Genomic DNA, 23330 nt, shown 5'->3' on the forward strand with positions numbered 1-23330 from the left:
GGCACCGGTGTGGCCGGCACACCGCACGGGACTGCAGACGACTGCGGACCGGACCCCGTCTGTGCCGGACTCCCCACCGGACAGCAGCCTTTGACCACAACCCCGTTGCTCCCTGGCGCGACCGGTCTGCACCACGACGATGCCGTTTCGCGCCGGGGAGTGACGGGGCAGCGGGGTCCCGGGGGCGGCGAAGCCCCCGGGTACCACGCTGCTCAGCCGTAGGTCTGTGCCCCGGCCCCGCACGGTCAGCGCAGCCGCTCGGCCTTCGCCACGACCTTCTGCCGTTCACCACGGGGGAGCCGAGGCCCTGCGCAACGCCGTCCGCCGTGAGATCCGCGCCCGCGCCTTGGCCCGCCTCGTCCACCCCGGCGCCCGGCACTTCCACCCGGTGATGCTGGGCGAGGACCACGCGGCCGACCCGATCGGCTGGACGTTCGTCACCGGCTCGGGCGACCAGCGCGCACACGGCTGGGTCACCGCCGCCGGCCGGGTCGCCGACGGCGTGCTGAACACGATCCGCGCCGAGGCCACCCGCAGCGTCCGGGGCGCGCACATGATGCAGCTGGAGCCCCTCGCGGCCGACGAGGCGGCGTTCGCCCGGCTCCAGGAGCAGAGCGGGCCCGAGCTGGCCCGGGTCCTGCTGATCATCCGCAACGGCGGCGAACGCGGAGCGGCCGGGAGTGCGGCACGAGCCCGGGTGACGGTCGCCGCGCGGGGAGGCGGACGGGCGCCCGGTGTCACACGGCCGACTGACACCGCTGGGCCGTTCAGGTGACAGCGTGCGTGTCACGGTTTGTCGTCCGATGGGTTGGAAAACTACGGCACGGCCCACATGTGCGGGCCACCCGACTTCGCCGGTGCGAAAGGTGATGCTCCATGACCCTCGGACTCCGCAATGCCGTCGCTGTGGCCATTCTCGCGGTGACGGCCTCGTTCCTGCCGTCCGCCGGCGCCACGGCCGCCGAACCGGGCACCCATGCCCGGGCTGCGGGCGCGTACTGTCTCGCCAACACCTGGAACACCCCGGAGGTGCGCACCCGGCAGTGCAACAGCCTCGACCGCGGCCAGTACTGGACCGTCGACGGAGACATGATCAAGCTCACCTACGCCCCCGACTACTGTCTGGCCAACACCTGGAACACCCCCGAGGTCCGCACCCGGCGCTGCGACATCGACCGCGGCCAGCACTGGACCGTCCGCGGCCAGCAGATCAGCCTGACCCACGCGTCCGGCTACTGCCTCGCGAACACCTGGAACACCCCCGAGGTCCGCATCCGGCCGTGCGACAGCTTCGACCGCGGCCAGCACTGGACGATCAACGGTCGGCAGATCAGCCTGACGTACGCCTGATCCGCGTGGAGCGGGCCCGCCCGGACCTCGCGGCCGAGGTCCGGGCGGGACGGCCGGAAAAACGGGACGTCAGCGGTGCACCGCCGTCGCCCCCTCCGGCATGTGCGTGGTGACCACCCGTCCCGTCGACGGGGTCGCCCGGCGGCGGTCCACCGTGTAGGCCGCCGCCGCCACGCCCAGGCCGAGCACCGCGAGCGCCGCCCCGGCCAGGGCCGGGGAGGTCGTGCCCCAGCCCGCCGCCAGGGTGAGCCCGCCCACCCAGGCGCCGCCCGCGTTGGCCAGGTTGGCGATTAGCCGCTCGTGGCGGGCCGCTTCCACATTCTTGTCGTAAACCACCAGGTGAGAGGCGTGCAGCATCACTCTGACCCGCTTGCCGATCAACCTCACCGGCACTGAGTAGCGGTTGGTGCGGACCGCGATCTGGCTGTAGCGGTCGACGCGAGGCGTGAACACCCGTCCGGTCTCGAACGGCTCCTCGGGCAGCGGCATCAGCAGCGGCCGCTCGACCTCGAAGTACTCGTCGATCGTTCGGGGTCGGGATCCGATCCGGCGTCGGCCGTCGTGCTGGTCCCACTGCTCGACCAGTTCGTTCAGCTCCGCCAGTGACTCGACCTCGGGCACTGGGGTGAAGTGGTTGCGGCGGAAGTAGCCGATCTGCCCCTCGACTCCGCCTTTCTCGTGAGCGCCGTCGATGCCGGGCCGGCAGTAGAAGCTCTCGATCCCAAAGTGCGATTTGAAGGCGATCCACCGGTCGGTCTCCACCCTGGCCCGGCTCAGGCCCAGCACGCGGGCAACGGCGGCCTTCAGGTTGTCGTAGCGGACCTTGCTCCGTGGGACACCGCCCAGCGTCCGCAGGGCGTGCACGTGCCCTTCGAAGAAGGCTTCCTGGCCGCAGGAGGCGAAGACGCGGTGGACTGCCTTGCCCGAGTACGACAGGCGGAAGGAGAACAGGTAGCAGGTGACCAGTTCGCCGGCGAGGCGCACGCTCACGTCGCCGAAGTCGACCTCGGCCTCCATGCCCGGCTGGTGGGTCTGCGGCACGAACGCTTCCAGCGGGGCCTTGCCCGACTCCACCAGGATCCGAGGCTTTCGGTCCGCGACGTAGCGCCGGACCATCTGGTAGGAGACGTCGGCGCCGTGCTCTTCGACCAGGCGGTGGAAGAGGCGCGTGACCGTGTGCCGCTGCTTGCGCGGGGCATCCAGGTCCGCCCGGAGGATCTCGTCGATCACCGTCTTGTACGGATCCAGCGCGGTCGGGCGTGGCGGCAGCTTCTTCCGAGGCTCTGGCCAGACCGAGTCCACGGCCCTGCGGACCGTCCGCCACGACACGTTGTGCTTGCGCTCGATTTCCCGCATCGTCATGCCGCCGCGGTGGTCGCGCCGGATCGCGGCGTACAGCTCGACCTTCGACATCTGCGGCATGACCAGGGCCTTTCACCAGGAACACCCCGATGCTCCCGTGGCAAGGACCCAAGTGCCGTCAAAACTCGTGAACATCACCCGACCGTGGATCTGGGTGCCTCCCGAACCCGTGAACAACTGACGACGCAACTCGTGAACAAAGCCAGTCTGGTATGACCGATGCTCGGGGTACTCGTGCTGGTCGTGGGCGGGAGCCCACGGAGAAGATCATCCGTCAGCGGTTGATTTCGAGGTTCGTTAGGACGAGTAGGGCGCGCAGGAGGCGGGTGGCGCGGGCGGGATCGTGCGGAGCTTGGTGAGGATCCGCAGCACACCAGCAGTCTCGGCGGAACCATAAGTCCGTGAGGCGGGTTCCGGGGGAGGTTCGAGGCTGCTTACAGGGCGGCGTGCAGCGCAGCGGTCGGGTCGCGGTTTGCGGTTCGCCGTCGATGTCGTACGCATGGGTGGGCGCCTGCCGGACCGGACAACCGTCTTGCTCTGTGTTTCCGCCTGTCCGCTCAGCCCTGAACGACGTTTCCTGCCTGTGATGTCTCCTGCCGCTGCGCGTTGTCGAATGGCGCCGGCTCGCCCTCGGTCAGCTCGCGGTGCCTCCCCCCGGTGGGGGAGCTGGTGACGGAGCCGTGGACGTCTGCGCACGTGGGCTGGCCGGCGGACATGGCGGCGATCGCTTCGGCGGCTGTGGCATGGACCGGCAGGAGTGAGTCGACGCCGGTCATGCTGAGCATGCGCATCAGACGGTCGGGGACGGCGGCGAGGTTGAGCAAGCCGCCCGCTGCCTGGGCCGCGTGCCAGAGGCGGATGAGCGCGCTGAGACCGGCGGAGTCGCAGAAGCCGACCTGTGCCAGGTCGAGGGCCAGGAGTGGGTGCCCTCGCTGGATGATCTCCAGGGCTTCGGAGTGCAGGGTGGGCGCGGTGTGCATGTCCACTTCCCCGACGACCGTGGCGACGGCAAGGCCGGGGCGAGGGTGCTGGACGGTCAGGTGGAGCGTGTCGGTCACGTCGGTCATCACTCCTGGCCGATGTGTTCGGGTGCGGCGGCGGTGTGGGCGGTGGCGGCGACACCGCTGTCGGGCGCGGTGTGGCCGCCGGGTACGGACAGGGCCAGCAGGGCTACGTCGTCGCCGGCTCCGTCGGGCAGCGAGGCCAGCAGCGTGACGGTGTCCTCGATCAGGGAGGCGGCGGTGACGGGCCCGGTGCGCTGATGGAGGAAGCCGGTCAGGCCGTCCTCGCCGAGCATGGCGCCCTGGGTGGTGCGGGCTTCGGTCAGCCCGTCGGTGTAGAGGAACAGGCTCTCCCCGGCCGTCAGGGAGAAGGTGGTCTGGGCGAAGGGTGCCTGGGGGAAGGCGCCGACGAGCATGCCGCCCTTGGGGCGTACTGCCCTGACCCATACGGCGCCGCCGTCGTCGGGGCGCACGTGGTAGGCGGGCGGGTGGCCGCCGGTGGCGATGGTGACGGTGAAGCCGCTGTCTTCCCGGGGCTCGAGGAGGCCGAAGAGGGCGGTGCAAAAGCGGCTGCCGGCGGTGACGTCGGTGAGCAGCATGGTGTTGAGCGCGCTCAGCACGGTGACCGGGTCCGGGTTGATCTGGGCTGCGGCGCGCAGGGTGTGGCGGGCCAGGGCGGTGACGGTCGCCGCCTCGGGGCCCTTGCCGCACACGTCGCCGAGGAAGAACGCCCACCGGTCGCCGTCGATGGGGAAGACGTCGTAGAAGTCGCCGCCCACGTCGTGGGCGGAGGCGGTGCGGTAGTGGCAGGCCAGCTCCAGGCCGGGCACCACGGGAAGGGCCGGGGGCAGCAGGGTGCGCTGGAGAGTGGAGGCGAACGCGGCGATGGCGGCCTTGTCCTGCTCCGCCTGCTCCCGTGCCGCCCGTTCCGCCTCGGCCCGTGCCCGTTCCGCTTCGGCGTGACGGCTTTCCGCCTCCCGCCGCTCCTGTTCGTCGCGCAGGGCGCGCAGCGCCGACAGCCGCAGCTCCATCTCGTCCAGCACGATGGCGGCGAGATCGGCCAGTGTGGCGGTGTCGTCCTCGGTGATGGAGCGCGGTTTGGTGTCGAGGACGTTGACGGTGCCCAGCCGGTGCCCGTCGGGGGTGATGATCGGTGCGGCGGCGTAGAAGCGCACTCCCATCTCTCCGGCGACCAGCGGATTGTCCGCTGCCACAGGATCACGAAGTGTGTCGGGAATCACCAGCGCGTCATCGCGCAGGATCGCCGAGCCGCACAGGCCCGGATCGCGGCCGATCTCCTTGACACCTTCCAGGCCGTGGGCGGCCTTGAACCAGATGCGGTCGCTGTCCACGATCGTGACCGTCGCCACCGGCACGTCGAAGAGCCGGGCGGCCATCGCCGCCACCCGGTCGAACGCGCCGTCGGGCGGCGTGTCGAGGATGTCGTAGCGGCGTACCGCCGCTATACGATTCGCCTCCGCATCCGGGTCGGGGACCAGCTCGGGGCGGCGCCCGGGAGCCGGGTCGGTGGCCGACGCATGCTGCATCATCGGCTTTCCTCTCCGTCGGTGGGCTGCCGCCGTGAACGGCACGAATCGACGCAGCCTAGTTCGCCCGCATGCCCGAGCGCCAATGCCGCCGCCAACCGCTCCCCGCCACGGTTTCCCGCCCGGGGGCGTGGGCACTTCGGTCTCCGTCGCGTCGTACGGCCTGATGACCCTGGCCGCACAACGGGCTTGCCTCACCGGCCGCGGCCGGGCCTGGCCGGCTCCGGCCGTGCGGCGGCTTCCTGCCGGGCCATGTCGTCGGCGCGGCACGTCCCGGTCATCGGCCCTCGGCACCGTGCATGGTGAGCTTCTCCCACCGCTGAGCGGTGCACTTCCGCCCGCACCACTGCACACCGGCCGCCGCGCCTCCTGCTCAGCCGCCTGGCGCCGTTCCTCCTCCGCTTCGGCGCGGGCGGCCTGGTGGCAGTAGAGAACGTCACCGTCGGGGTTGCTGAGCTCGTCCGCCAGCGTCTGCTCACCCGGGCGCCGCCGCGCCGCCGCGCCCGTATCGTGCTCCTGGAGCTGGTCCAGGGGATGAAGACGACCGGCACAGTCTGGCTGTAGTCCTTCGCCGAGCGCCTTGCTGAGTTTGATGACGAGTACGACATCGTTGAGTACGGGAACGGGACGTTGGCCCAGCTCGATGCCGAGGGCGCGGCCGAAACTCGGCGTCTGGCGCATGGTCGGCCCGACCAGAAGCGACATTCGTAGCGATCGAGCCCTGAACAAGCGGTCGTCAGCAGAAGTAGGTAGCTGAAGTGTCCGGTTCTTGCTCGCCGTAGTCCGGCAGCCTTCTACGATCCGGTGCATGCTGGATCCCGAGCTGCTGGAACGGATCACCGCGCGGGGGGCGGAACTGGACGAACGTCACCGCCGCCATGCACTGGCATGCCAGGAAGGGGCACGCCCAGCAGGCCGAGGCCGCCGCCCGCGCCGCCGAGCACCTTCGCACCGCCTACCAGGCCGCCGCCGCTCAGCCGCTCGGTGTGCTCTACCAGCGCGGCCGACGTCTGAGCCGGCCGATGCTCCAACGTCAGACGGTGCTGCTGCGCGAGGCGCTTCCAGAGCTGGCCGAGCAGATTCTCGCTGAACCCGGCTGGTACGTGCTGGCGGCGACGATCGCGGAGGCCGAAGCCGCCGGCCACAACCCGGCCACCCTCCTGTCCGGCGTTGCCGCACGGCGCGAACTCGGCACTGCGGACTCCGTCAGCGACGTGCTCGTGTGGCGGATGCGGCGGACCGCCGACCTGCCCACCGATGCCTCCCACCTGCCCGAGACCCCGGCCGCGGTGACGTCCGGCAGGCGGTACAGGCTTTCGGTGACGGCGGTGAAGCCGTAGTCCAGCATGCGCAGCTCGAACATGACTGTCCCTCCTTGCTGTTCTGGTCCTTGGGGCTGTCACTGACAGGGGTCGAGAAGGATGACCATCGCCGAGTAGGGGGCGAGCGCGGTGGGTGCCGGGCCGTGGTGGACGGTGGGTTTGCCGTCGCCCTGCTGCCAGCTGACGGTTCGCCGGACGTGGTAGGAGCCGGGCAGGTCGAGGCTGAACTGCTGGCTTAGCTGGGGGTCCTTGTTGACGACGACCACGGCCAGGGCGCCGTCGGGCCGCTGGATCGCGTGGGCCGCGAGGGTGGGGCTGCCGGACGACACGGCGAGGGCGGTGCCGCCGCCCTTGAGCGCGGTGGTCAGCAGCTTCATGGTCTGGTACGTCGCGAACGGGGTGCCGACCGGGGGCTCGCAAGGCTGCGGGCTGGACCAGTTGGCCGGGCACTCGCCGGAGGAGAGCAAGCCGAGGTCGCCCCAGCCGCTCCCGGCGGCCCACGGGCCGTTGTAGAGGGCCCACCAGTCGACCTGGGAGACGCCGTTCTCCAGCAGCGACAGGTTGCTGTCCAACAGGTACAGCGCGCCGGCGGCGGTCTGCTGCCGTGGGTCGCCGTAGGGGCTGAGGTTGGTCTCGCCGGCGACGACGGCGATCCGGTGGTCGGGGACGGAGGCGCGGTCGAGTTCCGTGCGCACGGCGGCCATGACGGGTGCGGTGGCGGCGGTGTCGGCGAGCAGTTTGGCCTCGGTCGTGGCTCCGGCGAAGAAGGCGTGGTACCAGTGCACGTCGACGAAGTCGATCGCCTGGGCCAGGCCGGGGGTGCCGAGCAGGGCTTCGTCCCACTGCTTGGCCATCAGGTCGACGCCTGCGCCGGCCTTCGCCGGATCGTACGGGAAGAGTTCGACACCGATCCGGATGTCCGGGTCGACGGCCTTCATGGCGTTGGCGTATTCGATGCTGTTGCGGGCGTACGCCTCGGGGGACTTGTCGGGGTGCGCGTCGGGCTCGCGGGCATTTCCGCCGGGCGGGGTCGGCCCCGACGGCTTGTTCCAGCCGTTGAGGTAGGTTTCCTCCCCGATCACCCAGTCCCGCACGTGGTAGCCGCGCGTCACGTTGGCGTAGCGCACCCAGTCGGCCGCCTCCTGCGGATCGCCGGGCTTGAGGTCGGCGTCGGTGCTGGGGTGCTCTCGGGTGTCGGTCGGGCCTGTTCCGTAGTTGACGTGCACCAGCATGCCGGCGCCCGCGGCCTGGGCGGTCTGCGCGAACCGGTCGAAGCTGAACTGTGGGGTGTCGTCCTGGTAGGCGGTGCCGCCCAGGCCGTTGTACGGGCCGTACGGGTCGGGGCTGAGCCAGCCCCCGTTCTGGAAGTGGTAGAGGTCGTCGGGGCCGCCGGCGTTGAACGACAGCGTGGTGATGCCGGCCTCGCGAATCAGCCGCGGGGTGTCGCGCCGGGTGAAGTCCCTGTCCCAGAAAGGTGTGTTGATGCCCACCGCGCCGGCGGGGACGTTTGCCGTGGCCTGGTCCTGGACGGTGATGCTCACCTGGGGTGGCGTGTCGGCCCGCGCCGCCGGGGCGAGGGCCGTCGGCCCTGCCAGGAGGGCGGTGCCGGTCGCCAGGGCGACGATCCGCTTCGAGCTGAGGCGCTTTCTTTCCGTGTTGACGATGGTGGTCTTGTCCATGCAGGTGTCTGCTCCCTCTGCCGGGTGTTCGGCGGCTGTTCAACGTGCCTCCAGCCTGCCCTGGGGAGCTGACCGACCGTCAGTGATCGTTGTGCTCTGATCGGCATGACAGCTGTCACCACAAGTCGCTGACGAATGAAGGGCGCATCGTGAAGTTGCAGGTCGCGAGGCAGCGTGCTTCTAAGTGGACGTTAAGTCCGTTTCTGGTAGCGGCCTCGTCCGGGTTGAGTGAGGAAGCCTTGGCGGGTGAGACGTCCGAGGCGGCTGCGGGTGATGTTGACGGGTGCCTCGTCGGTGGGCATGCCGAGGCGTTCGGGCAGCTCACGGGCTCGGAACTCTTGATCGGGATACTGGTTGAAGGTGTTCACGATGGCCTGGTAGGCGGTGTTCGTCTCGGGCGGTGCGGGTTGGCCTGAAGCCGGTGCGAGTTCGGCGATGATCTTCCGGGCGGTGACCAGGTTCGCGAGTCGCGCTTCGGTCTCGGTCAGGGCGGCGGTCAAGTGCTGGATCCGGTCACGCAGTTCACCGGCACGGGCTGCGGTCTTGTCGTATTGGGCCTGGAGGTCGGCCAGGAGCTCGATGACGTTCACGCGGCCAGTCCGAGGATGTCGCGCCAGGCTGGACTCGGTGTGGTGAGGTGGCGGGTCATGTTCGCGATGGATGCCCAGTAGACGCGCGAGACGGACGTGTCGGGCCGGTGATCGTACTCGCGGGCCAGTCTGCGGTGCGGCATCAACGTGCCGTTGGCCTGCTCCACGATCCACCTCTTCGGTTGCGGGACGAAGCCTTTGCCCTGGTCGGCCGGGTTGCGGCGGACGACTTCGACGTCGATGTCCAGCAACGCGCCGTGGATGAGGACTTCGTCCTTGAAGCCCTGGTCCACCAGGGCCTTCTCCAGACGCATCCCGCACCGCTCGGCGGCCTGGTCGAGCAGGGCGGTGCCGGCCGTGTTGTCGTGCGCGGATGCGGCCAGCACGACGACGCCGATGATCAGCCCCAGGACGTCGACGGCCAGTCCCCGCTTGCGGCCCGACACCTTCTTGTTGGCGTCCAGTCCCGTCGTAGTCTTCGGGACACCGGCTGCCGCGCGGACGGACTGGGTGTCGATGATCACGAGGGACGGGTCCTCTAGGACTTGTCCGGCCGATCATGTGACTACTTCGCGCCGTGGTCGTTGATGTGGACATGGGGCGGGGCGATCTGACGGATGCGGAGTGGGAACGGCTGCGGCCGTTCCTGCCGGTCAGTAACCGGCGTTGTGGCAGGTGGCGGGATCACCGACAGGTGATCGACGGGATTCTGCACCGGGTGCGGACCGGTGTGCAGTGGCGTGACCTGCCCGCACGGTTCGGCCCGTGGAAGACGGTCTATGAACGCCATCGCCTGTGGTCCGCCGACGGCACTTGGGAGCGGCTGCTTCAGCAGGTCCAGGCCGCAGCCGATGCGGCGGGTGAGGTCGACTGGGACATCTCGGTCGACTCCACCATCGGCCGCGCGCATCAGCATGCCGCCGGCGCTCGCACCGACCCACCGCCGGCCCCAGCCTCAAAGGGGGCCGAACTGGCGGAACACCAGGACGAAACGCCGTGGCAGAGCCTGATCGCCCGCCTGGTGGAGGTGGTGCTGGAGGCGAGGGCCTGGGCCGCTCGCGCGGTGGGTTCACCAGCAAGCTCCACCTGAGCGCGGACGGCCGTTGCCGCCCGCTGTCCCTGATCGTCACCGGGGGCCAGCGGGCCGACTGCACCCAGTTCAAGCCCGTCCTGGAGAAGATCCGCGTGCCGCGGCCCGGGCCGGGCAGGCCCCGCAAGAAGCCGGACAGCCTCGCGGCCGACAAGGCTTACAGCAACGGGCCCTGCCGCGAGTACCTGCGGCGACGCGGTATCCGGCACACGATCCCGGAGAAGACCGACAGTCACGCCGCCCGCCTGCGCAAAGGCTCACACGGCGGACGGCCACCCGGCTTCGACGAGGACCGCTACAAGAAGCGCAACACCGTCGAACGGGCGATCAACCGCTTGAAACAGTCCCGGGCCGTCGCCACCCGCTACGACAAGCGTGGCTACGTCTACCTCGGCACCGCGACAGCGGCAGCCCTCACCATCTGGCTACGAACTTGATCGGCCGGACAAGTCCTAGGAGCAGCAGCCCGGCCGCCGCGAGGCGCTGGACCTGACGGCACTGAGGGCCCTGCGGGAGTCCCGCACGGACGTGGAAGAGACGGCGGTGGCTACGATGCTCGTTTGCGGCCCTGCTGAGGGAGAGGAGCCGTTATGGCGCTTTTGTCGGAGTCTGTAAAAGTCCACGGAAATGTGTCCGTGGAGCGGTAACGCCGCAGGTCAGGAAGTCTGCTCCCCGCGCACGCGGGGATGGTCCCGGGGCCGACGAACACGACGAACGAACCCGTGTCTGCTCCCCGCGCACGCGGGGATGGTCCCAGCGCCGAAGGCGCCCCAAGGGGGCCGAAGGCCTGCTCCCCGCGCACGCGGGGATGGTCCCGGAGCGCTCCGACCAGCCATGGCGGCCGCAGACTGCTCCCCGCGCACGCGGGGATGGTCCCGCAGACCTGACCACCCCGCCCGAGTGGGTCGCCTGCTCCCCGCGCACGCGGGGATGGTCCCGACCGGATGTGGGCAGCCGGGGGCGTCCTGTTCTGCTCCCCGCGCACGCGGGGATGGTCCCGATCACTAACCCGATTGAGTGACGTTAGTGCGCTGCTCCCCGCGCACGCGGGGATGGTCCCGACGGCAACGGCTACCAGCCCGGCCCCCTGTTCTGCTCCCCGCGCACGCGGGGATGGTCCCTCCTGGGAGAACGACGACGCCACCTGCTCCCCGCGCACGCGGGGATGGTCCTGAGCCACGCGCCGACGGCCGACACGACCGCCCCTGCTCCCCGCGCACGCGGGGATGGTCCCGTCTCGGCTCTCGCCGAGGCGGCCCGCGTCACCTGCTCCCCGCGCACGCGGGGATGGTCCCGCGTCGCGTACTGCGGGCGGCCACTCGGCGATCTGCTCCCCGCGCACGCGGGGATGGTCCCCACCACCAACGGCAAGCCCCGCCGCACCGGCTCTGCTCCCCGCGCACGCGGGGATGGTCCCCCCGGCGGGCCCGGCCACGGTGACGTGAAGAACTGCTCCCCGCGCCCGCGGGGATGGCCCCGTCTGGCAGTCGGCCGTGCCCGTTCTGTACAACTCTGCTCCCCGCGCCCGCGGGGATGGCCCCGCCTGCCTCGCCCTGGCCGCCTACCCCTGGCACTGCTCCCCGCGCCCGCGGGGGATGGTCCCGAGATGAACCGGTCGGCCGCCACCAGCCCCGTCTGCTCTCCGCGCCCGCGGGGATGGTCCTCCCCACTGCGAGGCGTGGACGCGACAGGCGCTACTGCTCCCCGCGCACGCGGGGATGGTCCCCACTCGTCCTTGGGGACGTTGCGGCCGGCCAGCTGCTCCCCGCGCCTGAGGGGATGGTCCTGCCAAGAAGGAGACGACGATGCCTGTACTGCGCTGCTCCCCGCGCCCGCGGGGATGGTCCCCCCGCGCCGGAACGTGGCGCGCGACTCCATGGACTGCTCCCCGCGCCTGCGGGGATGGCCCCAGCGTCGACCGGAAGCCGAGCGTGTGGCGCTGCTGCTCCAGACTTCCGCGGGGGTGGCCCCGGATACACGGCGCAGGTCCCGGCCACGTCGTCCTCCCCCCAACGCCTGCGGGGATGGTCTCCCGGTGACTCCGCGGTGCGCGGACTGTTCTTCGTGGCCTGGGGGTTGGGGCTGGCTGTTGGGTGTGTGTCTGGGTTGCTTGGTGTCTGTGGGGTTGTTGGTCTTGTTTTCTTCGTTGTGGCTTCGCTGTGTGTTTGTGTCCTGTATGTATCTGGCATGACGGGCGAGGGGGGGGTGGCCTGGTGGGGCTTCGTGCCCGGTTGGGTGGGCCGGCGTTGAGTGTGTGGGCCAAGCATGATCGTGGTTCGGATGGGTGGCTGCCGTTGTGGCGGCATATGGAGGACAGTGCCGCCGTGGCGGGGCGGTTGTGGGATGAGTGGCTGCCGTTGTCGGTGCGGCGTTTGATCGCCGGTGTGCTGCCTGGTGGTCAGGGGGATGGGCGCCGGCTGGTGGTGTGGCTGGCTGCTGTGCATGACATCGGGAAGGCGACGCCCGCGTTCGCCTGCCAGGTGGAGCAGCTTGCGCAGGTGATGCGGGGCTGGGGGCTGGAGATGCGGTCGCGGCAGGCGATGGGGGCGGATCGCCGGCTGGCGCCGCACGGGCTGGCCGGGCAGGTGCTGCTGGCGGAGTGGCTGGAGGAGCGGTATGGCTGGCCGGGCCGGCGGACGGGGCAGTTCACGGTGGTGGTGGGCGGGCATCACGGGGTGCCGCCCGAGCACGGGCAGATCCAGGAGCTCGAGCGTCATCCCCATCTGCTGCGCTCTCACGGGCCGAGCGGGGTGGTGTGGGAGGGGGTGCAGGAGGAACTGCTCGATGCGTGTGCGGGGGAGTTCGGCGTGGCGGAGCGGTTGGCGGCCTGGCGGGCGGTGAAGCTGCCGCAGCCGGTGCAGGTGCTGCTCTCCTCGCTGGTCATCGTCTGCGACTGGATCGCCAGCAATCCCGATCTCTTCCCTTATTTCCCCGAGGATGTGCCGCGCTCGGGTGCGGAGCGGGTTGCGGCTGCCTGGCGGGGGCTGGATCTGCCGGGTCCGTGGCGGGCGGTGGAGCCGGCGGGGGATGTGCAGCAGCTGTTCGCGTCGCGGTTCGATCTTCCGCCGGGGGCGCGGGTCCGGCCGGTGCAGGAGGCGGTTGTCGAGCTGGCGCGGGAGATGGACGGGCCGGGCCTGATGGTGATCGAGGCGCCGATGGGGGAGGGGAAGACGGAGGCCGCGCTCGCCGCTGCGGAGGTTCTGGCCGCGCGGTCGGGGGCGGGCGGTGTGTTCTTCGCGTTGCCGACGATGGCCACCGGCAATGCGATGTTCCCCCGCCTGCTGGACTGGCTCGACCGGTTGCCCGCGCGCGGGCAGGCAGGCTATTCGGTGCTGCTGGCCCATTCCAAGGCTGCTCTCAACGACAGGTTCGCCGATCTCATGCGCAGCAGCCGGCCTCTTGCCGCGGTCGACGTGGACGGGGTGGGGGAGCGTGAGTGGCGGCCTGCGAGCCGTGACCGTGTTGCCGGCGCCGAGCTCGTCGCGCACGCGTGGCTGCGGGGGCGGAAGAAGGCCATGCTGTCGTCGTTCGTCGCGGGCACGGTCGACCAGCTGCTGTTCGCCGGACTCAGGAGCCGGCACCTGGCGTTGCGTCACCTCGCGGTCGCGGGGAAGGTCGTCGTCATCGACGAGGCGCACGCCTACGACACGTACATGAGCGTGTATCTCGACCGGGTGCTGTCGTGGCTGGGTGCGTACCGGGTGCCGGTGGTGGTGTTGTCCGCGACCCTGCCGGCCGGCCGGCGGAGGGAACTGGTCCGGGCGTACGCGGGAAAACCCACCACGGGTGAGGCTGCGGCCGCTTTCGAGGCTGTGGCCCGGGCCGGCGACTATCCGCTGCTGACCGCCGTCACGCCGGGAGGCGTCCCGCTCCTGCGGCGTCCTGCGGCCTCCGCCCGTGCCGCAGACGTCGTGGTGGAGCGCCTCGACGACGATGTGCAGGTCCTCGCCGACCGCCTGGAGCAGGAACTCACCGCAGGTGGCTGCGCACTTGTCGTACGAAACACGGTGCGCCGCGTCCTGGAGACAGCGGCTGTGCTGCGGGAGAGGTTCGGGCAGGAGAACGTCACCGTCGCCCACTCCTGCTTCATCGACGTCGACCGCGTCGCCAAGGACGCCGCTCTGCTGGAACGCTTCGGGCCCCCGGGCAGGGCAGAGCGGCCGAAGACGGCGCACATCGTCGTCGCCAGCCAGGTCGCCGAGCAGTCCCTGGACGTCGACTTCGACCTGCTGGTCAGCGACCTCGCCCCGGTCGACCTGCTGCTGCAGCGCATGGGACGTCTGCACCGGCACCTGCGCGGAGGCCGGGAGCAGATCGACCGGCCCGAGCGGCTGCGCCGTCCCCGCTGTCTGGTCACCGGCGTCGACTGGAGCGCCGGCGTGCCCGCGCCGGTGCGCGGTTCGCTCGCCGTGTACGGGGCGTATGCGCTGCTGCGTTCCGCAGCCGCCCTGCTGGCGCACCTGGACGGCGGCCCGCAGCGCCCGGTGCGGCTGCCGGCGGACATCAGTCCCCTGGTACAGCGCGCCTACGCGGACACACCCGACGGCCCGGCCGGCTGGGCGCAGGCACTCGAGGACGCCCGCGCCCGGTATGAGGAGCACCGCGCGGACCAGGCCGAGCGGGCCGCGACGTTTCGGCTCGACACCGCCGCCCGGCCCGGCCTGCCGCTGTTCGGCTGGGTCGCAGCCGGTGTCGGCGATGCGGATGACACCCGCCAGGGGCGGGCCCAGGTACGCGACAGCCGCGAGAGCCTGGAAGTCGTGGTCGTGCAGCGGCGCGCCGACGGCACCCTGGCCACGGTGCCGTGGCTGGCGCCGGACCGCCAGGGCCGCCCCCGCGCCGGGCTGCCACTGCCCACCGACCAGGTCCCGACCCCTTTCGCGGCCCGCACTGCCGCCAGCTGCGGGCTGCGGCTGCCGATCCAGTTCAGCTACGCCGATGTGATGGACCGGGCGATCGACGAACTCGAGGAACTCTGCCTCCACGCCTGGCAGGTGAAGGACAGCCACTGGCTCGCCGGCCAGCTGATCCTGCCGCTCGACGAGGACTGCCGGGCCCGCCTGGCGGGCTTCATCCTCCGCTACAGCCCCAGCGACGGTCTCGAGGTCACGCGTGAGGAGGGGTGAGAGGAGAGCGCGGTACGCCGTGACCGAGGGGAGAGAACCCCGCATGCGCGGGGAGCAGCGAGGCGGTGAGCCTGTCGTGCCCTTCAGTCTGGGGCCATCCCCGTCTCAACGGGGAGCGGGTGCACGCTCCTCGAGGGCTCTCTCGGTGCGTGCGGGTTCCTCTTCCATGCTTGCACTGGGCGCGGTGCGACCCGGAGCGACGGGGCCTGGGCGGCGTCCCCTTTCCGCCCATCGGACCAACGGCACTGCCCATGCGCCAGACATCATCCCTGCCAGGACCTTGGCGGCAGCCCAGTGGGCGTGCTCGTCAACCGGGCCGGCCAGTGGCAGCCAGTGTCCCAGCAGGAGGGCTGACCAGAAGACGGCCGCCACGGCCACTGTCACTGTGATCCAGCGGACCCATGCGCTCATGCTGTGTCCCCTTCAGCCTGTTTCCGCCACGTTCGGGTGGGCTCTAGAACGGATGAGCCCTCATGTCGGACGTCTGGCTGCGAGTCGGTGTGTCGCCCCAGGTCACCGGGTCGTGTCGGGCCGGCACGCGCGCAGCGCCGTACGCGGTCGGCCGCCTGATCGGCCGTCAGCCGGGTCGTCCGGCACAGCCGCGCAGCCCGGACTGTCAGACCCCTCTGGCAGGCTTCTGCCCCCGCTACAGCCCCGGCGACGGACTTGAGGTGACCCGTGCCTGAAGACGACCACAACAGCAGCGGTGAGGGTGTGCTGTCCTTCGATCTCACCGCCCGGCCGTGGATCCCGGTCCTGAGACGGGACGGCAGCCAGGCAGAGCTGTCGCTGCGTGAGGTGTTCGAGCAGGCCCACGACTTGCGGCGCATCGTCGGTGATCTGCCCACGCAGGAGTTCGCTCTGGTGCGGCTGCTGCTGGCCGTCGCGCACGATGCGCTCGACGGGCCGCAGGACATCGACGAGTGGGCGGAGCTGTGGGAGGACGCCGGCTGTTTCGCTCCGGTCGGGGCGTATCTGCAGGCGCACCGGGGACGGTTCGATCTCCTGGACGCCGAGGCGCCGTTCTTCCAGACTCCGGGGCTGCGGACGGGGCAGGACGAGGTGTTCTCCCTGAACCGGATCGTGGCCGACGTCCCCAACGGGGAGCCGTTCTTCACCGCCCGGATGCCCACGGTCGAACGGCTCACCTTCGCCGAGGCGGCCCGCTGGGTCGTGCACGCCCATGCCTACGACACGTCCGGTATCAAGACCGGGGTGGCGGGCGATACCCGCGTGAAGGGAGGCAAGGTCTACCCCCTGGGTGTCGGCTGGTGCGGGAATCTCGGCGGAGTCTTCGTCGAAGGCGGCACTCTGCGCGAGACGTTGCTGCTGAACCTGGTCGCCGCCGACACTCCCAATCTTCAGGTCGACGACGCGGACACGCCGGCGTGGCGCAGGCCGCCGTGCGGCCCGGGCGGCAACGAGCGCGCCCCCACCGGCGTGCGTGATCTGTACACCTGGCAGACACGCCGCCTGCGCCTGCACTTCGACCAGGCCGGTGTGCACGGTGTCGTCCTCGGCTACGGGGACCCGCTGGCCGCCCGGGACCGGCACAACCGGGAACCGATGACGGCCTGGCGGCGCAGCAGGGCCCAGGAGAAGAAGCTGAAGAGGACCCCGGTCTACCTGCCGCGCGAGCACGCACCGGAGCGTTCCGCGTGGCGCGGGATCGGCGCACTGCTCGTCAACGAATCCTGCGCTGCGCAGGGCGCCGACCCGGCCGACCATCTGCGGCCGGGCATCCTGGAATGGGTAGCCCGCCTGGTGACCGAGCGGGTGCTCGAGCGCGGTTTCCTCGTCCGGGCGCGGATTGTCGGCGCCTCCTACGGCACGCAGCAGTCCGTGATCGACGAGATCGTCGACGACCACGTCGCCATGGCCGTGGTCCTGCTGCACCAGCAAGACCGGCGCTACGCCGAGCAGGCCGTCGCAGCCGTCCGCGACGCCGACCTCGCGGTCAACGCGCTCGGTGATCTCGCCACCAACCTCGCCCGCGCGGCCGGCACAGGCAGCGACGGGCCCCGCTCCCACGCCCGCGACCTGGCCTACGGCCTCCTCGAGGCCCCCTACCGGTCCTGGCTGGCCCGCCTCGCCGCCACCGACGACCCCTACCCGCAGCGCCTCGCCTGGCAGCGGCAAGTGCACACCATCGTCGCCGGGCTCGGTGACCGGCTGATGGCCGCGGCCGGAGACGCGGCATGGCAGGGCCGGACCGTCCAGCTCGCCCGCGGCGCCGAGTGGCTCAACTCCGCCCTCGCCGGCAAGTGGTTCCACGCCGCCCTGCGCACCGGGCTGGGACGCCCCGACTCCCTCGACCCGCCGCCGGATGCGGACCCGCGCCCGGCGCCCGAGACCACCGTGAAGGCACCCGCATGACCACCGCCACCGCACCTGCCACCGCCCGCAGGCGGGTCACCGACCTCGCCGCCGCCCACCTCACCACCCTGCAGCGGGGCTACCTCGATGATCAGTCCCCCGCGGTCGCGGCCCTCGCCCGGCTGAGGCGCGGGGCCGGCCGGGCGGCCGGACAGCTGCCGGACCTGTGGGCCCTGATCGACACCGGCCCCCTGCACGCGACACCGGCCGGTGCCCGGCCGCTGAGCGAGAGCGAACTGGTGCGGGCCGAGGACGCCCTGCACGTCGCCCTCACCCTCTACGCGCTGCACCAGCAGTCCCGCCGCACCGGCATGTACCAGGCCGACCGCCCGGGCAGCGGCCGGGGCCTGGGAGCCGCGGTGCGCCGGATGATGAAACCCGGCGAGATCGACGAAGCCGTGCACAAGCGCCTGGTCCGCGCCGGCACCGCCCCCGACCTGACGACCCTGGCCCAGCGGCTGCGGGACATCGTCGTCCTGCTGCGCCGCGAGGACATCGCACTCGACCACGCGCTCCTCGCCGGACAGCTCTACACCTGGCAGCGGCCCGGCGGCGCGGACCTCGTCCGCCGGGAGTGGGGCCGCTCCTTCCACGCCTGGCACGACAAAAACCCCGGCGGCGACGCTGCTCCCGCCTGCGCCGGACCGGCCGGCGGCCCCGACATCACCAGCACCACGGACACCGACAAGGACGCCTCGTGAACCGCATCTTCCTCGACGTGCACGCCCTGCAGACCGTCCCGCCCAGCAACCTCAACCGCGACGACACCGGCGCGCCGAAGAGCGCGGTGTACGGGGGAGTACCGCGCGCCCGCGTCTCCAGCCAGGCCTGGAAACGGGCCACCCGCACCTACTTCAAGGACGAGCACCTGCTGGACCCGAGCGAGCTCGGAGTGCGCACCAAGAAGGTCGTGGAGGCGGTCGCCGCCCGCATCACCTCCCTCGACCCCTCGCTCACCGGCGAGCACGTCCTGCGGATCGCGGACGAGACCGTCAAGGCCGCCGGACTGAAGACCGAGGTGCCCAAGCGCAAGGCGAATGCCGCCAAGGACGGCGAGCCGGAACCGGCGCCCGAGTCCAAGTACCTGGTGTTCCTCAGCACCCGGCAACTGGACGGCCTCGCCCGCCTCGCCGCCGAGGGCGCCGCCGACATCACCGCCTTCCTCAAGGACAAGGAGAACAAGGGCCGCGCCAAGCAGATCGCCGACACCCACCACTCCGTCGACATCGCCCTGTTCGGCCGCATGGTCGCCGACGACGCCGACATCAACGTCGACGCCGCCGTCCAGGTCGCCCACGCCATCAGCGTCCACCGCGTGGAGAACGAGTCCGACTACTACACCGCCGTCGACGACGAGAACACCGACGCAGAGACCGGCGCCGGCATGATCGGCACCGTCGACTTCAACTCCGCCACCCTCTACCGCTACGCCGCTCTCGGCGTCCACCAGCTCGCCGCCAACCTCGGACACGGCCTGCGCGACGACGAACCCCGCACCGAACCGGTCCGCCGGGCCGTGGAGGCCTTCGTCCACGGGTTCATCGCCTCCCTGCCCACCGGAAAGATCAACACCTTCGGCCACCACACCCTGCCCGACGCCGTGATCGTCAAGCTGCGCACCACCCGGCCCGTCAGCTTCGTCGCCGCCTTCGAGGACCCCGTCCGCGGCGAGGAAGGCGGCTACGTCCGTGAGGCATCCGAGCGCCTGGCCGAGTACATCCCCGACATCGAGCGCGCCTACGGCGGCGAAGACACCACCCTCACCTGGGTGCTGCGCGTCGGCCCGAACACCCACAAACTCGCCGGCACCGGCACCGAGGCGGACAACCTCGGCGAACTCCTCACCGCCGTCGGCCAGGCCGTCGCCGAGCGTCTGGAGAAGCCCGCGTGAGCGTGCTGACCCTCCGGCTCGCGGGCCCCCTGCAGTCATGGGGAGCCTCCGCCCGCTTCACCCGCCGCACCACCGAGTCCGCCCCCACCAAGAGCGGCGTCATCGGCCTGCTCGCCGCCGCAGCCGGCATCGAACGCGGCGACGACAACGCCCTGGAACCACTGGCCGCACTGCGCTTCGGCGTCCGCATCGACCAGCCCGGCACCCGGGTCCGGGACTTCCACACCGCCCACCACGGCGTCACCGGCAAATCCATGCCGCTGTCCGAACGCTTCTACCTCGCCGACGCCGTGTTCGTCGCCGCCCTCGAAGGCGACCACCAACTCCTCGGCGAACTCCACGCAGCACTGCGCACCCCCGTCTACCCACCCTTCCTCGGCCGCCGCTCCTGCCCGCCCTGCCTGCCCATCGAACTCGGCCTCCACGACCGGGAGAGTCTCGAGGACGCACTACGCGACGAGGTCTGGCAGGCATCGCCCTGGTACCGCAAACAGCACCGCACCCGCAACGAGATCGAACTGACCGTCCTGCGCGAAGCACACGACCACGAGCACGACAGCGCGGACACCCTGCGCGACCAGCCGCTCAGCTTCGCCGCCGCCCACCGGCGCCACACGCTGCGCACCCACGTCAGCTACAGCGTGCGCATCCCCAACCCGTCGGCCCGGCACCTGCCCCGGCACGACCCGTTCGACGCCCTGGACGAAGAGAGCGCCTGATGTTCCTCACCCGCTTCCGCGTGAACACCGCACGCCCCGGCGCCCGCCGCCTGCTGTCCTCACCCCAGGCCATGCACGCAGCCGTCATGTCGTCCTTCCCGGCACTGCTGCCCACCGACACACCCTCAGGCGGCCCGCGGGTGCTGTGGCGGCTGGACCACACCGCCCGCGCCGAAGTCGTGCTCTACATCGTCAGCCCCGACCGGCCCGACCTCACCCACCTCGTCGAACAAGCCGGCTGGCCCGCCGCAGCCGCCGCCGACCCGGCCCACCCCGGCTGGCAGACCCGCCCCTACGCCCCCCTCCTCGACCGACTCGGCACCGGCGACCAGTGGGCGTTCCGCCTCACCGCCAACCCCGTCCACCACGCCCGCCGCAAAGACGACGAACCCACCAAACGCACCGCACACATCACCCCTATCCACCAGATGGGCTGGCTCCTCAAACGCCAGGAAACCTGCGGCTTCCGCGTACTGGAAAAACCCGACGCCAAGCGCCTGCTCCCCCACGGCACCACCCACACCAAACAGCCGCACCACGGAGACCACTACGAACTCACCGTCCACAACCCCCGCCCCCTCGCCTTCAACAAACACCACACCACATCCCCCCGAGCCGACCGCCCCGTCAGCCTCCTCACCGTCACCTTCGACGGCCACCTCGAAATCACCGACCCGCAAGCACTGCGCCGCGCCCTGACCCAAGGCATCGGCAAGGCCAAGGCCTACGGATGCGGCCTGCTCACCCTGGCACCACTGCGCAGCACCGGAGCACAGCAGTGACCACCGTCTCCCGCCGCCCCGCCCTCACCCCCCGCCACCTCACCCGCACCGGCGAACGCCTCTCCTTCGTCTACCTCGAGCGCTGCACAGTGCACCGCGACGCCAACGCCATCACCGCCGAAGACGCCGACGGCACCACCCACATCCCGTCGGCGACCATCGGCACCCTCCTCCTGGGACCCGGCACCCGCATCACCCACCAGGCGATGAGCGTCCTCGGCGAAACCGGCGCCGCCGTCTGCTGGGTAGGAGAGCAGGGAGTGCGCTACTACGCCGGCGGCCGCGCCCTGACCCGCTCCTCCGCGCTCGCCGAAGCACAAGCCACGCAGTGGGCCAACACACGCAGCCGACTCGCCGTCGCGCGCGCCATGTACCGCCTGCGATTCCCCGACGAGGACCCCGCCGGACTCACCCGTCAAGAACTCCTCGGCCGCGAAGGCAGCCGCCTCAAGGACTGCTACCGGGCCCAGGCCGCCCGCACCGGTGTGCCCTGGCGCGGCCGCCGCTACACCCCCGGCGACTTCACCAGCGGCGACGCGGTCAACCAGGCCATCACCGCCGCCGCCCAGTGCATGTACGGCATCGCCCACGCAGTCGTCGCATCCCTCGGCTGCAGCCCAGCGCTCGGATTCGTCCACTCCGGCCACGAACTGTCCTTCGTCCTCGACATCGCCGACCTGTACAAGACGGAGATCGGCATCCCCCTCGCCTTCGACATCGCCGCCGAGAACGACGAAGACATCGGCCCGCGAACCCGCCGCCTGCTACGGGACCGCATCAACGAGACGTCCCTGCTCGACCGCTGCGTCGACGACATCAAACGCCTCCTGCTGCCAACGACAGCGCGGGCAGGGACGACGAACGACGACCTCGACGTCGTCAGCCTGCACAGCGATGGCGGCCACACCGTCCCCGCAGGCCGCAACTACGGTGGCGGCCCCGACGACCACGACGCCTACGCCGACGCGGAGCACTCCTGGTGACCGTCATCGTCCTCACCAACTGCCCACCCGGCCTGAGAAGCTTCCTCACCCGCTGGCTCCTCGAAATCTCCGCCGGCGTCTTCATCGGCAACCCGTCAGCACGCATCCGCGACCTGCTCTGGGACGAAGTCCAGCAGTACGCCCACCAGGGCCGCGCCCTGCTAGCCCACACGACCAACAACGAACAGGGCTTCACCTTCCGCACCCACGACCACGGCTGGCACCCAGTCGACCACGAGGGCCTGACCCTGATCCGACGCCCGAACACCCAGAAGCCCCCGATCCCCACGACCACTCCACCGAAAGGCTGGAGCAACGCAGCCAAACGACGGCGCTACGGCAGGAAGCAATGACATACCTAACGCAACTTGTGTCTGCTTTGCCGGAATCAGTGAAACTGATTCAAAAGCAACTGTCGCCGTGACAAAACCGCAGGTCACGAAGTCTGCTCCCCGCGCCCGCGGGGATGTTCCCCGAGCGGGTGGCCATCAGCGCCAGCAACCACACTGCTCCCCGCGCCCGCGGGGATGTTCCCGGTGTTGATCCCGTCAAGTGTCTCCAGGTCCACTGCTCCCCGCGCCCGCGGGGATGTTCCCAAGGCCCTCGACATCAAAAAGGCCAAGGCTCACTGCTCCCCGCGCCCGCGGGGATGTTCCCGGCGGCAAGACCGACGGACTCAAAGTCAGCGTCTGCTCCCCGCGCCCGCGGGGATGTTCCCGGTGCCGGGCGACGGTCCCTCACCGATGAGGACTGCTCCCCGCGCCCGCGGGGATGTTCCCTCACCAGCCTGTTGGCCCCCGGCAACGCCCAACTGCTCCCCGCGCCCGCGGGGATGTTCCCGCCTCGCCAAGTTGCGCGCCCTCGAGGAGTGGCTGCTCCCCGCGCCCGCGGGGATGTTCCCTCGCTGTCGCTGTAGTTCATGGTCGTCCTTCCCTGCTCCCCGCGCCCGCGGGGATGTTCCCGGGAAACACGTAGAAGCGCTGGTGCGGGGACCCTGCTCCCCGCGCCCGCGGGGATGTTCCCCAAGATTCCAAGGTTCCAAGTGTCCAAGATTTCTGCTCCCCGCGCCCGCGGGGATGTTCCCTGCACCGGCTGCCACATCACCTACGACACCTGCTGCTCCCCGCGCCCGCGGGGATGTTCCCCCCGACGGCTCCCGCACCATCACCACCAAGCGCTGCTCCCCGCGCCCGCGGGGATGTTCCCCACGGCCTACACCTGGTACTTGGGGCCGGAGCCTGCTCCCCGCGCCCGCGGGGATGTTCCCCCCTCCCGTCGTGGGGGAGCCACGATTGCGTTCTGCTCCCCGCGCCCGCGGGGATGTTCCCGTACGGCTGCCCGGTGGTCGCTGCGGCGAGTTCTGCTCCCCGCGCCCGCGGGGATGTTCCCCCCATGCGCCTCCGCCAAGCCCACGCCATCCTCTGCTCCCCGCGCCCGCGGGGATGTTCCCGGGACGGGGGTGCGAGGCGACGGGTTGTTGGGCTGCTCCCCGCGCCCGCGGGGATGTTCCCG

At 70.9% G+C, this 23330-nt stretch carries 16 protein-coding genes, 3 pseudogenes and 2 CRISPR repeat arrays (1 of these 21 only partly in view); of the genes and pseudogenes, 13 read left to right on the plus strand and 6 right to left on the minus strand.

The features are described 5' to 3' along the window. Positions 1 to 346: 346 nt before the first annotated feature. Complete coding sequence (locus ACE4Q9_RS35170) at positions 347 to 775, plus strand: hypothetical protein (RefSeq protein WP_397988812.1); 429 nt, start codon at positions 347 to 349, stop codon at positions 773 to 775. A gap of 101 nt (positions 776 to 876) precedes the next feature. Further along, positions 877 to 1350 (plus strand): ricin-type beta-trefoil lectin domain protein, encoded by a 474-nt coding sequence (locus ACE4Q9_RS35175; protein ID WP_397982114.1) that lies wholly within the window; start codon positions 877 to 879, stop codon positions 1348 to 1350. Positions 1351 to 1419: 69 nt separating this feature from the next. Here ACE4Q9_RS35175 and istA read toward each other — a convergent pair whose 3' ends face one another. From istA to ACE4Q9_RS35190, 3 genes are all read right to left on the minus strand, one after another. Next, positions 1420 to 2772, minus strand: a complete 1353-nt coding sequence (gene istA, locus ACE4Q9_RS35180; RefSeq protein ID WP_397988813.1) for an IS21 family transposase — start codon at positions 2770 to 2772, stop codon at positions 1420 to 1422. 497 nt (positions 2773 to 3269) lie between these two features. After that, the gene (locus ACE4Q9_RS35185) at positions 3270 to 3779 is read right to left on the minus strand and encodes an STAS domain-containing protein (protein WP_397988814.1); all 510 of its coding nucleotides are present in this window, start codon (positions 3777 to 3779) and stop codon (positions 3270 to 3272) included. After that, complete coding sequence (locus ACE4Q9_RS35190; RefSeq protein ID WP_397988815.1) at positions 3779 to 5263, minus strand: PP2C family protein-serine/threonine phosphatase; 1485 nt, start codon at positions 5261 to 5263, stop codon at positions 3779 to 3781. Before ACE4Q9_RS35190 ends, ACE4Q9_RS35185 begins: the two co-directional genes overlap by 1 nt. A gap of 417 nt (positions 5264 to 5680) precedes the next feature. Here ACE4Q9_RS35190 and ACE4Q9_RS35195 point away from each other — a divergent pair, with 417 nt between their 5' ends. Continuing rightward, entirely contained in the window at positions 5681 to 5824 is a 144-nt protein-coding gene (locus ACE4Q9_RS35195; RefSeq protein ID WP_397988816.1) for a hypothetical protein, read from the plus strand. Positions 5825 to 6126: 302 nt separating this feature from the next. After that, a pseudogene (locus tag ACE4Q9_RS35200) lies at positions 6127 to 6600 on the plus strand (mobilization protein); the annotation flags it as partial. 59 nt (positions 6601 to 6659) lie between these two features. On the opposite strand, the gene ACE4Q9_RS35205 reads toward ACE4Q9_RS35200, so the two are convergent. The 3 genes and pseudogenes from ACE4Q9_RS35205 to ACE4Q9_RS35215 form a co-directional block, all read right to left on the minus strand. Beyond that, positions 6660 to 8261, minus strand: coding sequence for a hypothetical protein (locus ACE4Q9_RS35205; protein ID WP_397988817.1), 1602 nt, complete (start codon positions 8259 to 8261; stop codon positions 6660 to 6662). A gap of 191 nt (positions 8262 to 8452) precedes the next feature. Then, on the minus strand, positions 8453 to 8851 hold the full coding sequence (locus ACE4Q9_RS35210; RefSeq protein WP_397988818.1) for a hypothetical protein: 399 nt from the start codon (positions 8849 to 8851) through the stop codon (positions 8453 to 8455). Next, positions 8848 to 9393 (minus strand): annotated as a pseudogene (locus tag ACE4Q9_RS35215) (transposase); the annotation flags it as partial. The pseudogene ACE4Q9_RS35215 and the gene ACE4Q9_RS35210, both read right to left, overlap by 4 nt. Positions 9394 to 9446: 53 nt before the next feature. Between ACE4Q9_RS35215 and ACE4Q9_RS35220 the strand changes: the two are divergent. The 9 genes and pseudogenes from ACE4Q9_RS35220 (at position 9447) to cas2e (ending at position 22171) form a co-directional block, all read left to right on the plus strand. Beyond that, positions 9447 to 10378 (plus strand): annotated as a pseudogene (locus tag ACE4Q9_RS35220) (IS5 family transposase). A gap of 228 nt (positions 10379 to 10606) precedes the next feature. After that, positions 10607 to 11912: direct repeats of the CRISPR family, unit length 29 nt; unit sequence CTGCTCCCCGCGCACGCGGGGATGGTCCC. A 281-nt stretch (positions 11913 to 12193) separates the two neighbouring features. Beyond that, positions 12194 to 15067 carry a CRISPR-associated helicase Cas3' gene (gene cas3, locus ACE4Q9_RS35225; RefSeq protein WP_397988889.1) on the plus strand — a complete coding sequence of 958 codons (2874 nt, stop codon included), beginning with the start codon at positions 12194 to 12196 and terminating at the stop codon, positions 15065 to 15067. Positions 15068 to 15745: 678 nt separating this feature from the next. Beyond that, positions 15746 to 17443 carry a type I-E CRISPR-associated protein Cse1/CasA gene (gene casA / locus ACE4Q9_RS35230; protein ID WP_397988819.1) on the plus strand — a complete coding sequence of 566 codons (1698 nt, stop codon included), beginning with the start codon at positions 15746 to 15748 and terminating at the stop codon, positions 17441 to 17443. Next, complete coding sequence (casB, locus tag ACE4Q9_RS35235) at positions 17440 to 18144, plus strand: type I-E CRISPR-associated protein Cse2/CasB (RefSeq protein ID WP_397988821.1); 705 nt, start codon at positions 17440 to 17442, stop codon at positions 18142 to 18144. Before casA ends, casB begins: the two co-directional genes overlap by 4 nt. Then, positions 18141 to 19334, plus strand: a complete 1194-nt coding sequence (cas7e, locus tag ACE4Q9_RS35240) for a type I-E CRISPR-associated protein Cas7/Cse4/CasC (RefSeq protein ID WP_397988822.1) — start codon at positions 18141 to 18143, stop codon at positions 19332 to 19334. The genes casB and cas7e overlap by 4 nt, the downstream gene beginning before the upstream one ends. After that, on the plus strand, positions 19331 to 20053 hold the full coding sequence (gene cas5e / locus ACE4Q9_RS35245; protein ID WP_397988824.1) for a type I-E CRISPR-associated protein Cas5/CasD: 723 nt from the start codon (positions 19331 to 19333) through the stop codon (positions 20051 to 20053). Before cas7e ends, cas5e begins: the two co-directional genes overlap by 4 nt. Next, positions 20053 to 20835, plus strand: a complete 783-nt coding sequence (gene cas6e, locus ACE4Q9_RS35250; protein WP_397988826.1) for a type I-E CRISPR-associated protein Cas6/Cse3/CasE — start codon at positions 20053 to 20055, stop codon at positions 20833 to 20835. The genes cas5e and cas6e overlap by 1 nt, the downstream gene beginning before the upstream one ends. Further along, entirely contained in the window at positions 20832 to 21818 is a 987-nt protein-coding gene (cas1e, locus tag ACE4Q9_RS35255; RefSeq protein ID WP_397988827.1) for a type I-E CRISPR-associated endonuclease Cas1e, read from the plus strand. The genes cas6e and cas1e overlap by 4 nt, the downstream gene beginning before the upstream one ends. Further along, positions 21815 to 22171: a type I-E CRISPR-associated endoribonuclease Cas2e gene (cas2e, locus tag ACE4Q9_RS35260; protein ID WP_397988828.1), complete on the plus strand. Its 357-nt coding sequence runs from the start codon at positions 21815 to 21817 to the stop codon at positions 22169 to 22171. The genes cas1e and cas2e overlap by 4 nt, the downstream gene beginning before the upstream one ends. A gap of 92 nt (positions 22172 to 22263) precedes the next feature. Continuing rightward, a CRISPR array of direct repeats spans positions 22264 to 23330; the repeat unit is 29 nt; unit sequence CTGCTCCCCGCGCCCGCGGGGATGTTCCC (it continues 487 nt past the right edge of the window).

Origin of the sequence: Streptomyces sp. AM6-12 (genome assembly GCF_044327085.1) — a bacterium.
Lineage (GTDB): Bacteria > Actinomycetota > Actinomycetes > Streptomycetales > Streptomycetaceae > Streptomyces.

Coding starts and splice junctions, on each gene's coding strand:
- ACE4Q9_RS35175 (WP_397982114.1), top strand. CDS start 877: ATGACCCTCGGACTCCGCAATGCCGTCGCTGTGGCCATTCTCGCGGTG.
- istA (WP_397988813.1), bottom strand. CDS start 2,772: ATGCCGCAGATGTCGAAGGTCGAGCTGTACGCCGCGATCCGGCGCGAC.
- ACE4Q9_RS35185 (WP_397988814.1), bottom strand. CDS start 3,779: ATGACCGACGTGACCGACACGCTCCACCTGACCGTCCAGCACCCTCGC.
- ACE4Q9_RS35190 (WP_397988815.1), bottom strand. CDS start 5,263: ATGATGCAGCATGCGTCGGCCACCGACCCGGCTCCCGGGCGCCGCCCC.
- ACE4Q9_RS35205 (WP_397988817.1), bottom strand. CDS start 8,261: ATGGACAAGACCACCATCGTCAACACGGAAAGAAAGCGCCTCAGCTCG.
- casB (WP_397988821.1), top strand. CDS start 17,440: ATGACCACCGCCACCGCACCTGCCACCGCCCGCAGGCGGGTCACCGAC.
- cas6e (WP_397988826.1), top strand. CDS start 20,053: ATGTTCCTCACCCGCTTCCGCGTGAACACCGCACGCCCCGGCGCCCGC.